The organism is Hydrogenophaga sp. OTU3427, from assembly GCF_038440225.1.
Lineage (GTDB): Bacteria > Pseudomonadota > Gammaproteobacteria > Burkholderiales > Burkholderiaceae_C > Hydrogenophaga.
In genome coordinates this window covers 1-11,953 of record NZ_JASATI010000075.1, presented here as the reverse complement: position 1 = coordinate 11,953, position 11,953 = coordinate 1, and the positions used below count along the sequence as shown (strand labels likewise).

Sequence of the window (11,953 nt, the reverse complement as noted above, 5' to 3'; positions counted from 1 at the left end):
AGTGCTGGATGACGGTTTAGTGAAACCTCTTGAAGTCGTCCCGGTCCGCTGACGGATGTCAAGTTGGTTCCTTCGGCGCATCGACTGTTGGAGCAAGGCTTCAGCGCGTGATTGGGCTTTACATGTTCTGTCAGATTCTTTCCGTTTCATGCCACTCCGCCAGCACGGTTGTGGAGACCTTCCTTAGACAATGAATGATCGCAATGGCAGAGGCGATCGCGTTCTGAAAGGCCAGAGGGATAGTTGGCACAATGCTGCCTATGCCTGTCTCAAAACCGAAAAATCCGCCCCCACCAAAGCGCAACGACGTACAAAGGCAGCACATTCTCGATGCCGCCTCCCTGTTGTTCATTGAGCATGGCTTTGGTGGCACCAGCTTCAATGACATCGCCGATGCGGTGGGCGTCACTCGCACAGCGTTGTACTACTACTTCCGCAGCAAGGAAGCCATTCTTGAGGCGCTGACAGAGGGCGTGACGGAAGAGGCCAGCAAGCTGGCCCAGACCGTCTCGAAGCGCCAGGAGCTGCCACCGGAAGAGGCGTTGCGGCAACTGGTGCTCCAGCACGCCAACCTGATTCTGAGCAACGCGGTGCAGTTTCGCGTGGTCGAGCGCAGCGAGAGCAGCCTGCCGGAGGCACATCGCGCGGTGGCCATGCAGGCCCGCAGGGACGTGCTGGATCACTTCGTGCACGTCATTCGGCGCGGTATCGACGGTGGCCAGTTCCGCGTGGTTGATCCGCGGCTGGCGGCGTTCTCGATCATCGGCATGTGCAACTGGGGTGCATGGTGGTTCGATCCCAAGGGCGAGATGTCCCGGGGCGATGTGACGACTTTTCTCGTGGATTTCGCCTTGCGGGGCCTGCGGCCCACGCCGGGAGGCGAGGGGCCGGCGGCGACCGCCCACGATGCACTTCAGCAGATCAAGGAGTCGCTCGCGGTACTGGAAGCGCGCCTGAGCGCCGGGCGCTGACGAGGTGCAAGACGGGGACGATTCAGGGAGCTGAGCCGACTCAGGGAAAACACTGATTTGACTTAAACGTCGAAAAATTGACTCATGTGTCAATTTGATCTAACATTTGACTTAGATCAACTGACGGCGCGCTTGTGCGTCGACCCACATGAGCACAGAACCCTCCTCACAGGCTGTTACTGCCGGCTTTCTCAACACGGACTGGAATCCGCGTGACGTGCCTGCGGGCACGCGCACCACCAACGTCGTGCTGCGCACTGCCGACGGGGCCGCGACCGGTGGCTCCCTCTACCAACCCGCCACGCCGTCCGACACGGTGGTGTGCGTCATGCACCCCCGGGAGTTCATGGCCTGCCACTACCTGATCCCCGACTTGGTGGCGGCGGGGTATGCCGCGTGGTCGCAGTCGCCGCGCTCGGTCGGCAACGACCTGCGCCTCGAGCACGAGATCGCATTGCACGACGTGGCCACCGGCTTGGCCCACCTCAAGCGACAAGGCTTCAGGCGCATCCTCCTGCTGGGAAATTCGGGCGGCGCGGGGCTGTATGCGCTGTACATCCAGCAGGCATCGCTGGCGCCACAGGCGCGGATCGCCAAGACGCCGGGTGGCAAGCCCACCCAATTGGCCGAGCTGGACATGCCGCAGGCGGACGGCCTTGTGCTGGTGGGGCCGCACCCGGGGCAAGGGGCGTTGCTCCAAGGCTGCATAGACCCCTCGGTCACGGACGAGAACAACCCGCTCTCGGTGGATCCAGCCCTGGATGCGCTCAACCCGGCCAACGGCTATCTGCCCAAGGGGCAGGCACGCTATACGGCCGAGTTCATCGAACGCTACCGCGCGGCCCAACGCGAGCGGGTGGCACGCATCGAAGCACAGGCGCGCCAGCTCATCCAGACCCGGCTGCAAGCGCGCCGGCGGGTGAAGGAGGCCGCCGGCGCCGCCTTGTCCGAAGACCGCCGCATCGCAGCCCACACGCCCATCATCAACGTGTGGCGCACCGACGGCGACCTGCGCTGCCTGGACCTCTCGCTCGACCCCTCGGAGCGCCGGCCCGGTTCACTTTGGGGCGGTGACCCCTATGCCTCCAACTACGGTGCGGTGGGTTTCGCGCGCCAATGCACGCCCGAGAGCTGGCTCTCGACCTGGTCGAGCCTCTCCAGCAACGCCACGCTGGCCAAGACCGCCGTCGACATCACCCAGCCCACGCTGGTGATTGAGTACACGGGCGACCAGGCTTGTTTTCCCTCGGATGTCCAGGCCATCGTGGACCGTCTGGGCGCCGCGGACAAGACCCATCACCGCGTACGCGGTGACCACCACGGGCGTGCCCTTACCCCGGACGAAGAGCCGGGCCGCTACGTCGCGGCGCGAATCCTCGCGGCCTGGCTGCACGCCCGCTTCCCCCTGACCAACTGAAGGAAACCGCAATGTCAGCACGAGACCTGCCCCAACCCGCGATCAGGGGGGTGGACCACACCGCCCGTCCCACCTGGAAGTTGCGGGAAACCCTGGATTTCTACGGCGAGAAGCTGGGCCTGCCTCTGGTCCATGTGATCTCGGCGCGAGGCTGGGGACCCGACACCCATCCGGATTTCCTGCACTTCTTCTTTGACGCCGGCAACGGCGCCACCATCGCCTTCTTCTACTACCTGGGCACCCAGGAGCCAGCGTTCCTGCGAGGGCGTGCGCAAGGTCTGCCGCTGCCGCAAGACCATGTCTTCGATGCGACCCACACGGCCTGGCTGGTGGAGTCGGAAGAGGAACTCAAAGCCTGGAAAACCCGGCTTGAAGCCCAGGGACTCCAAGTGTCGGTGGAGACGCGCCACGAGGTGATCGAGTCCATCTACGTGCGCGATCCCAACGGCTACTTCATCGAGTTCACCCGCAAGCTGCGTCCGCTGACCGAGTTGGATCACGTCGATGCCCGCCGCACGCTGCAGGCTGCCTTGGCAGTCGAGGACGCGCGGCAGCAGGCGGGCCAGCAGGCGGCCGCGATCGACGAGATCTGGGGCTGCAAGGCCCGTTTGCTCGACGAGCGCTATGGCGCATCGCCTTCGGCGGTGTCCATCTATGTGCCGGCGGTGGATGAGTTCGCCAGCATCGTGGGTGACGCCGCCGCGCGGTCCGATTGCCGAGTCACCAACTGCGGCGACTACCGGCGCATCGACGCGGACGTCGCGCTGGAGTTCAGGCGCAGGGAGCTGGGCCTGAGGCCGGCCGTCTGGTACGGCCTGTTCACGGGTGGGCTGCGCGGGCGCATAACGGTTTTCGACCGCGATCGCGTGGTCATCACGCCCGCGAATTGAGTCGGTCGAGAAAGGTGTGACCCATGGCTGCCATCAAGACACCCATCCCCGGCGTGATCTACCCGACACCCGAGTGCGCCCGACGCTTCACCGCGTCGGGCGCCTGGATCGACAAGACCATCGGCGACGCGTTGCGCGAGACCGCGCACCGCCACCCGGACCGCCTGGCCTTCATCAGCGACGAGCGCTCGCTGAGCTTCGCGGCGCTGGACGACGAATCCGAGCGGCTGGCCGCCGCCCTGCTGCGCAGCGGCGTGCGCACGGGCGACCGAGCCCTGTTCCAGATGGGCACCAACGTGGACACCGTCGTCGCGTTGCTGGCTTGCTACAAGGCCGGTGTGATTCCCGTGTGTTCATTGCCCCAGCATCGCGAGATCGAGATCGGGCAACTGGCCCGCCAGTCCAAGGCCACGGCCTATTTCGTGCAGGCGGACTTCAGCGCCTTCGATCTGGTGGGTTTCGCCGCCGGCATGCAGCAGCAGGTGCCCGGGCTGCGGCACCTGATCGTGGCACGTGGCCCGGCCGTGGTGCCGCACCTGGGTCAGGCGCAGCTGATCGAATCCGTTGATGGCGAGACCGCCCGGGCCACTGTGGCCCAAGCGCCCGTCGGCAGCCAGGACGTGTTGAGCTTCCAACTCTCCGGTGGCACGACGGGCATCCCCAAGATCATTCCGCGCTTCCACGCGGAGTACCTTGGGCACTCGAAAGGGTGGGCCGACCGCTACCGCATCACGTCCGATTCGCGCGTGATCTGGTCGCTGCCTCTGCTGCACAACGCCGGCCAGCTCTATGCCTTGATTCCCACCATCTTGCTGGGCGTCACCACCGTCCTGATGCCCAAGGTCGATATCCCCGCGATGCTCGACCTGATCGCGCGCCACCGCGTGACCCACGCGCTGTCCATCGGTCCCATTGCGCCGCAGCTCCTGGCCTACGAGAACATCGCGCGGCATGACCTGTCATCGCTGCGACTGTTCGCCACCATGAGCCGCGCCGACAAGCTGGAGGCTCACCTCGGGGTTCCCTGTTCCAACCTGTTCGGCATCACCGAAGGGTTGCTGCTGGGCTCGCCCGCCGACGAGTCGGCCTTCGTGCGTCACCACACGCAAGGGCGGTCGGGAGTGGCCGATGACGAGCTGCGCCTGCTCGACCCCGAGTCCGAGACGCCGGTGGCGCCCGGCCGGATGGGGGAACTGTGCTTTCGCGGCCCATCCAGCCTGCGGGGTTTTTACGATGCGCCAGAGGCCAATGCCAGGGCTTTCACCTCCAACGGCTTCTACCGTACGGGCGACATGATGACCGCGCATGTGGTCGATGGTGAAACCTATTACGTCTTCGAGGGCCGCCTGCGCGACAACATCAACCGGGGTGGCGAGAAGATCGGCTGTGAAGAGGTGGAGGGGTATGTCAGCCAGCACCCCGCCGTGGCCGACGCCAAGCTGGTCGCCATGCCCGACCCGTTCTATGGCGAGAAGGGTTGTGTCTTCATCATTCCCCGTCCGGGCCATGTGGTGCCCGATGTGAAGGCCTTGCTGCTGTTCCTGACCGGCTTGGGCCTGGCCAAGTACAAGTGCCCGGAGCGGGTCGAGGTCGTGGACAGCTTCCCGGTCACGCGGGTGGGCAAGCTGGACAAGGTGGCGCTCAAGCGCCAGATAGCGGACATGATGGCGGCCGAATCCAACACGCCGGAGTCGCGCCCATGACCAGCACCGAGCAGGTCATCAACAAGGCGCCTGTGGTGATACGGCGCCGCGTGAAGTGGGGTGAATGCGACCCGGCGGCCGTGGTCTATACGGTCAGCTTCACCGAGTACGTCATCTCGGCGGCCGAGCTGTTCTACGAAGTGCTGCTGGGCCAGAGTCCGCAGGCCGCCAAGCAGCACGGGGGCTTTGGCACGCCCAGCCGGGCGCTGAGCTTCGACTTTCACTCGTCGCTGAGACCCGACGAGCTGTTTGACATGACCGTGATCGTGGAAGACGTGCGTTCGCGCACCTATGTCCTGGCCATCACGGCCCGGCGACCCCAGGGCGAACTCATCTTTGAGGCCAAGCTGACCCCGGTGTGTGTGGCGCGCGATGCACGCCGATCAATCGAACTGCCCGACGCATTCCGCCGCAGCCTGCTGGCCTACCAGCAAGCATGCGAGGTCACCTCGCTATAACTCCTGGAGACATTCATCATGAAAATCGCCATCGTTGGCGCGGGGCCTGCGGGCCTGTACTTCGCGCTGCTCGCCAAGAAGCACCAGCCTCAGCACAGCATCGAGGTGTACGAGCAAAACCCGGCCGACGCCACCTACGGCTGGGGCGTGGTGTTCTCGGACATCGGACTGAATTTCCTGCGCGAGGCCGACCCCGAGTTCTTCCGCGAGTTCACGGCCCACCACGAGCGTTGTGACTACATGGAAGTGGTCCACCAAGGCACACACGTTCAGATCGGAGGCAACCACTTCTCGCGCACCTCGCGCATTGACATGTTGCGCACCTTGCAGACCGCCTGCGAGCGACTGGGTATCCAGGTTCACTACGGCCGCCGCATCGAGGACGTGAATGCGCTGCGCGCTCAGGTGGACATGCTGGTGGCGGCCGACGGCGGCAACAGCGCCATTCGCACGCAGTTCGCCGAGCATTTCCGTCCCAGCTTCGAGCGGCGGCGCAACAAGTTCGCCTGGTACGGCACCCGGCAACTGTTCCACCCCGTCTCCCTGATATTCAAGCAGACGCCCCATGGCGTGTTCATCGCCCACAGTTACCAATACAGCCCGGGGCTCAGCACCTTTTTGATCGAGGTCGATCCCGACACCTGGAGCCGCGCCGGCCTGGACCGCGCTTCCGAGGACGAGAGTCGCGCCTATTGTGCCCAGGTGTTCCGCGAGGAGCTGGGCTGCCATGAGCTGATGACCAACCGCTCCCTGTGGTTCGAGGCCAACATCGTGAAGAACGAGCAATGGACACACCAGAACATCGTGCTTCTGGGCGATGCGTTGCGCACCGTCCATTTCTCGCTCGGGTCGGGCACGCGCATGGCCATGCAGGATGCCATCGCTTTGCACCGTGGCCTGGTCGAGCACCCGGACGACGTGCAGGCCGCCTTTGCAGCCTTTGAGCACGAGCGCCGTCCGGCATCCACCACCTTCCAGGCCTCGGCCTCCAGGAGTCTGGACTGGTACGAGCGGGTGGGCGACATCATGCATCTCAATCCGTTGGCGTTCGCATACCACTACATGCGCCGCACCGGCCAGGTCAGCCACGAGGACCTCGCACGGCGCGACCCTTATTTCACCGCCGCCTGCGAAGCGGCCGGCGTGGCCCAGGCCGCGCAGTCGAATGCAACCGCTTGACCCACCCAACCCAAGGAGACATCGAATGAACAAGATCAACAGACGCCACCTGCTGGCCGGCGCCGCCGTCCTGGGGCTTGCGCTGCCAGCGTTGGCGCAGACCTATCCGGCCAAGCCCGTGCGGGTCGTGCTGCCGTACTCCGCCGGCAGTGGGCCCGACGCCGTCGTGCGCCACGTTGGCGAGAAACTGTCCAAGGAGTGGGGCCAGTCCATCGTGGTCGACAACAAGCCCGGCGCCAACGGCTGGCTGGCCATCGGCGACGTGAAGCGAGCCAGCCCCGACGGCTATAACCTGCTGACCGTCGATGCCACCCACATGACGCTGCAGCCACATCTGTACAAGCAGTTGCCCTTCGTCCCGGAGAGCGATTTCGAACTGGTGGCGCCGTTGTACTTCACCAACTTCTTCGTCGTGGTGGGCGCCAATTCGCCCTGGAAGTCGATGGCCGATCTGTTGGCTGCCGCCAAGGCCAAGTCCGGCGAGGTGACCTACGGCAGTTGGGGACTGGGCAGCGTGGCCCATGTGGGCACGGCCATGCTCGAACGGGCCACCGGCGCGAACATGCGGCACGTGCCTTTCAAGGAACTGCCGCAACTCTATACCTCGGTGGCCACCGGCGAAGTGGATTGGGCCTTCGGCACGGCGGCGACGGTGGGGCCTCTGTACCAGGCCAAGAAAGTCCGTCTGCTGGCCTATGCCGGCGCCAGGCGCGTGGCGGGCTACCAGGATGTGCCCACCGTCGCCGAGGCCGGTGGTCCGGCAGCTTTCGAACTGAGCACCTGGGTTGCCATGTACGCCCCAAAGGGCACGTCCAAGGCCATCGCGGAGCGCCTGTACGCCAGCTCACAGAAAGCGCTGGCCGAGGCCGACGTGAAGTCGCGCCTGGCCACTGTGGGATTCGAGGCCTGGACGGCAACGCCCGCCGAGGCGGTGAAGGTCGCTGCGCGCGACAAGGCGCGCTATGCCGAGGTCGTCAAGCAAGCCAATATTTCCCTCGATTGAGATGATGCCCATGACAAAGACGCTGTACCGTATCGGGCAGATGGTGCCCAGTTCCAACACCACGATGGAGACCGAGATACCGGCCATGTTCCGGCTGCGTGAAGCGGTGAGGCCTGAGCGCTTCACCTTCCACTCCAGCCGCATGCGCATGCACAAGGTCACGCCCGAGGAACTCAAGGCCATGAACAGCCAGACCGAGCGCTGCGCGGCCGAGTTGGCCGACGCTCGAGTGGACGTGATGAGCACGGCCTGCCTGGTGGCCATCATGGCGCAAGGCATCGGCTTCCACCGCCAAGTGGAGGAGGACATGCGCCGCGCCGTCCAGGCGGCCGGGGCGGACTGCCAGGTGATGACCTCCGCTGGCGCGCTGATCGATGGTTTGAAAACGCTGGGCGCGAAGCGGATTTCGCTTATGGCCCCCTACATGCGGCCCTTGACCGATCTGGTGGTGCAGTACATCGAACACGAGGGCATCGAGGTGATTGATTCCATCTGCTTCGAGATCCCCGACAACCTGGAGGTCGGCCGACGCAACCCGCTGCTGTTGCTCGACGACGTGAAGCGTCTGAATACGTCTGGCGCCGACGTGGTGGTGGCGTCCGCCTGCGTGCAGATGCCTTCGCTGCCCGCCATCCAGCGCATGCAGGACATGCTGGGCATACGCACCGTGTCGACCGCGGTGTGCACCGCGCGGCGCATGCTCGATCACCTGGGGCTGGATCCCGTGGTGCCGGACGCCGGCGCGCTGCTCGCGGCATGAGTGCTCATGTGACAGCCCCTTTTCGCTTTGGTTGATGCGCGGCAAGTGGTGCCCGTCAGCAAGACACATCGAAACAACGAAACACCCAGGAGACATCATGAACCGACGAAATTTCGCCGCGCAAGCCCCGGCGGCATTGGCAGGCGCAGCCCTTGCAGCATGCGGCGGCGGCAACGCCTCCGAGCATCGAAAACCGACCTTTGTGTTCGTGCACGGTGGGTGGCAAGGAGGCTGGGCGTGGACGAAGGTCGCTCAACTGTTGGCGGAGAGGGGCTTCCAGAGCGTGCTGTTGGATCTGCCTGGACACGGGATTTCGGCTCAGATGCCGGCCGCCTACACTGCCAAGCCGCAGAATCTGGCCGGGTTGTCGATGGAGGTGTCGGCACATGCGGGTCTCACGCTCAACGACTACCGCGACAGCGTGCTCAAGGTGATCCGTGGCCTGGTCGCAGCGGGAAGTGGGCCGGTGATCCTGGTCGGACAAAGCTCGGGTGGCGGGACGTTGAGTGCGGTCGCCGAGGCCGACCCCTCGCTGATTCGCCGCCTCGTCTACCAGAGCGCGTTCGTGCAGGTCCGGTTCCCGACCATCATCCAGTACCTACAGGAGCCCAATTTCGCCGTATCCGAAGTGCCGCCGCTGTTTGTGGCGGACCCCACCGTGGTGGGCGCGGCTCGGATCAACCACGAATCAGCCGATCCGGCCTATGTCGCCCGGCTCAAGAGCTGCTTCTACCATGACCTGTCGGACGAAGCGTTCCTCGCCGTCTCGAACATGCTGACCCCCGACAATCCCATTGGGACACTGACTACGCCTGTCCAGCTCACAGTGGGGGCCTGGGGACGCGTGTCGCGGACGTTCGTCCGCTGCACGGCAGACCGGGCACTGCCCATCGCGGTCCAGGACCAAATGATTGCCGACGCGGACGCGTTCACGCCCGGCAATCGGTTTGAACAGATCACGCTGAACACCAGCCATTCGCCGTTTGTTTCCGCACCGGCGGATCTGGTTGAAGTTCTGGTGTCTCTGGCGGTTTGACGGTCGGATTTGATTTTTTTTCGATGTGACTCGTCAGCAAGGCGGCAGGGGCCTTGCCTTGCTGCAGCGCTTTGCTTTCATGGATAGGTCTGCGCTGCAATGCAGGCGGATGTGGCGCAGTTTGGCATACGCGTCCGGTGAAGCCATCTTGAGATGGCCCGTTCGAATGGGCATGGTGTGCACGATGAAGATCATGCACACCATGGCGAGCGACGCGATCACGGTGAGCTGACCCATTGTGGCTTCGTCAGCCTGTGCGGATTGGCTGCGGGATTGGCTTCGGTGATCCGGACGGACGCGGCCTGGCTAGGCTGGAGCATCGCCGTTCGCGTTCGGGCGCTCGATCAACATCCGTACCGAGGTGTTTTAAGGTTGCCAGCAGGTGGCCACGCGCGCCGGGCCCAACACTCATTCCGGCAGTCCAGCCTTTCTCAGTCCTTCGTAGTAACGCTCGCGCTGAGACTCGCACAGTGCATTGGCGCACAATTTCTCGGCACGAAACGACGTCACCGTGTACTGCGGCAGCAGGCGACGGAACGTGGCCAGAGCGCTTTGCGCCGTCGCGGTGTCGCCGGAGAGGGCCGCAGCGCTGACGAGCCACGAATACGCGACGCTGAAGTCGGGCTTCTCCAGGGCAGAGCGCCGTGCCCATTCGACAGCCTGTGCGTCATTGCCCGCGTAAAGATGAGCTGCAGCCATCACCACAAAGAACCCGCCAATGTTGGCATCGCGGGGGTTCAAGCGGATTGCCTCATGCCCCGCCGCGATCGCATCCTTGGTGTGCCCGAGGGTCGCGTGTGAATAGCTGATACCGAACCAGGCGAGCGCGTCGTTGCGGTTTAACCCGATCGCGCGCTCATAGAGTGACAGCGCCTCCTCCGAGCGTCCGCGCAGCGCCAGCGCGAAAGCACGTGCGTTGATCACCCGCGGGTCGTTGGCATCAAGGTTGTACGCGCGATCGGCGGCCTCTATCGCGCGGTCCAGCCATTGCTCCCGCGTCACGCCGCGAAGAGGCAGGTAGCGGTGGCTGACGTCCCAGATATAGCTGCGCGCCAACGCCGCCCACGCCAGGGCCGAGTTGGCATCACGCGCAATCGCCCGCTGCGCCAGCTCACGCTGCTCGACCACGACTTGCGGGGTGCGGACGAGTTGCCCCCGGGACCAGGCCTGCAGCGCGAGATCGCGCGCCTCCAAATCGGCCGTCGGAAGCTGGCGCGAGCGCGATGACTCGACTTCTGCGAGCCTGATTTGCAGCGAGTTGGCCACCGTTGCGGTGACACGTTGCCGCAAGCTGGCCAGGTCGTGCCGCTCGCTTTTGATGCGCTCGGCCCACAGCACGTAACCGCTACGGGCATCGACGAGTTGGAGCAGCAGAAATACGTTCAGCAGAGCTGATCAGCAAGGCATCTGAACACTGTCCACCCTGGTTTGGGGTCAATACGAGAACGCTATTGATTCATCCAATTCGATTGCCATTTTTCCGGCGAACCCGCTTTGCGGGCACCGCGTCACTGTCAGCAGAAAAACCACCCAGGATGAACGTGACGAGTTCGTCAGCACCCTCTCGCATTTGTGGTTCAAACGGTGGATGTTCAGCACCCGCCAACGTGTTCCAACCTACAGGCTCACGCTGAGCAAGCACCAAATAGCTGGCACCAATGGCGCAAAGCATGCGCCACATCATTTTTCCCCGAGGTACATGGGGATAGCAGTTGGAAAGTGTGTCCAGATACAGAGCCGTGACCTTCACGGATGACTCCAAGACGTGCTCCTTCCGCTTGCGGTCTACGTCTGCTGCAAACATCAAATGCAACATCACTTGCATGACCTCACGGTTGCTAGCTAGTTCGACGTTTTCGATCCATGGCTCGATCCAACACCGCAACACCTCGCGCGCATCAGGAGGTGTGTCTAGAGCCAAGAGCCGCGACAGGCGATCAAGACGATCGTTCGCGATCTGCGAAGCCATACCTCGTATCACCTCATCAAGAAGGCCATCTCGACCACCAAAGTGGTAATTGATGAGGGCGACGTTGGCATCCGCACGGGCCGCCACGTCAAGGACTTTGAGCCCCGAAAGACCACGCTCTGCAACCAGATCACGCGCCGCTTGAACCAGTCGACGACTGCTGTCGCCGTGCGCGGAGACCTGAACTGCGGCGGTTGATCGACGCTTAGAAGTGGTCATTTTAAAAATGTTTTGACATCGGTTCGTGCTGAGTGTATTCTTAAAACAGTTTTAACTTTGTTCGATTTCGAGTGTCACCCAACTACGCACACCGGGCAGACACACGCTCTCAAATTTTTTAACTGGAGACCCAAATGAGTGAAGACATCTCAATCGCCCCGCCCCGCACCTGGGAGGAACTGCGCGCAGAAGTGCAACGTCGAACAGACGGCCAGGTTTACCCAATGACAGGCATGCGCAGCGAGGACGTGCGCGTCATCCTCAGCCGCATCGACAGCTTGGACAACGACGAATGGGGACGGTCTTGGTCCGCAATGGCGCAAGAGTGGATCGAACGCGGCGACATAC

General features: G+C 63.7%; 13 protein-coding genes. 10 read left to right on the top strand and 3 right to left on the bottom strand.

Features of this window, described 5'->3' with window-relative positions:
• Positions 1-260: 260 nt before the first annotated feature.
• The 9 genes from AAHB17_RS23730 to AAHB17_RS23690 all read left to right on the top strand — a co-directional run bounded on the left by AAHB17_RS23730 (position 261) and on the right by AAHB17_RS23690 (position 9,417).
• Entirely contained in the window at positions 261-971 is a 711-nt protein-coding gene (locus tag AAHB17_RS23730) for a TetR/AcrR family transcriptional regulator (protein WP_342133537.1), read from the top strand.
• A gap of 148 nt (positions 972-1,119) precedes the next feature.
• On the top strand, positions 1,120-2,388 hold the full coding sequence (locus tag AAHB17_RS23725) for an alpha/beta hydrolase (protein WP_342133536.1): 1,269 nt from the start codon (positions 1,120-1,122) through the stop codon (positions 2,386-2,388).
• 11 nt (positions 2,389-2,399) lie between these two features.
• Entirely contained in the window at positions 2,400-3,278 is an 879-nt protein-coding gene (locus tag AAHB17_RS23720) for a VOC family protein (RefSeq protein WP_342133535.1), read from the top strand.
• 23 nt (positions 3,279-3,301) lie between these two features.
• Positions 3,302-4,981 carry an AMP-binding protein gene (locus tag AAHB17_RS23715; RefSeq protein WP_342133534.1) on the top strand — a complete coding sequence of 560 codons (1,680 nt, stop codon included), beginning with the start codon at positions 3,302-3,304 and terminating at the stop codon, positions 4,979-4,981.
• Complete coding sequence (locus tag AAHB17_RS23710; protein ID WP_342133533.1) at positions 4,978-5,439, top strand: acyl-CoA thioesterase; 462 nt, start codon at positions 4,978-4,980, stop codon at positions 5,437-5,439. The genes AAHB17_RS23715 and AAHB17_RS23710 overlap by 4 nt, the downstream gene beginning before the upstream one ends.
• Positions 5,440-5,457: 18 nt before the next feature.
• The gene (locus AAHB17_RS23705) at positions 5,458-6,618 is read left to right on the top strand and encodes an FAD-dependent monooxygenase (protein WP_342133532.1); all 1,161 of its coding nucleotides are present in this window, start codon (positions 5,458-5,460) and stop codon (positions 6,616-6,618) included.
• 25 nt (positions 6,619-6,643) lie between these two features.
• Positions 6,644-7,621 (top strand): Bug family tripartite tricarboxylate transporter substrate binding protein, encoded by a 978-nt coding sequence (locus AAHB17_RS23700; RefSeq protein ID WP_342133531.1) that lies wholly within the window; start codon positions 6,644-6,646, stop codon positions 7,619-7,621.
• A 10-nt stretch (positions 7,622-7,631) separates the two neighbouring features.
• The gene (locus AAHB17_RS23695) at positions 7,632-8,381 is read left to right on the top strand and encodes a maleate cis-trans isomerase family protein (protein ID WP_342133530.1); all 750 of its coding nucleotides are present in this window, start codon (positions 7,632-7,634) and stop codon (positions 8,379-8,381) included.
• Between the two features lie 97 nt (positions 8,382-8,478).
• The gene (locus tag AAHB17_RS23690; RefSeq protein ID WP_342133529.1) at positions 8,479-9,417 is read left to right on the top strand and encodes an alpha/beta fold hydrolase; all 939 of its coding nucleotides are present in this window, start codon (positions 8,479-8,481) and stop codon (positions 9,415-9,417) included.
• A 33-nt stretch (positions 9,418-9,450) separates the two neighbouring features.
• On the opposite strand, the gene AAHB17_RS23685 is transcribed toward AAHB17_RS23690, so the two are convergent.
• The 3 genes from AAHB17_RS23685 to AAHB17_RS23675 form a co-directional block, all read right to left on the bottom strand.
• Entirely contained in the window at positions 9,451-9,654 is a 204-nt protein-coding gene (locus AAHB17_RS23685) for a hypothetical protein (RefSeq protein ID WP_342133528.1), read from the bottom strand.
• 171 nt (positions 9,655-9,825) lie between these two features.
• Positions 9,826-10,755 carry a hypothetical protein gene (locus tag AAHB17_RS23680; protein ID WP_342133527.1) on the bottom strand — a complete coding sequence of 310 codons (930 nt, stop codon included), beginning with the start codon at positions 10,753-10,755 and terminating at the stop codon, positions 9,826-9,828.
• Positions 10,756-10,873: 118 nt separating this feature from the next.
• Positions 10,874-11,605: a TetR family transcriptional regulator gene (locus AAHB17_RS23675; RefSeq protein ID WP_342133526.1), complete on the bottom strand. Its 732-nt coding sequence runs from the start codon at positions 11,603-11,605 to the stop codon at positions 10,874-10,876.
• 134 nt (positions 11,606-11,739) lie between these two features.
• Here AAHB17_RS23675 and AAHB17_RS23670 point away from each other — a divergent pair.
• A partial coding sequence (locus tag AAHB17_RS23670; RefSeq protein ID WP_342133525.1) for a hypothetical protein occupies positions 11,740-11,953 on the top strand: 214 nt, incomplete at its 3' end.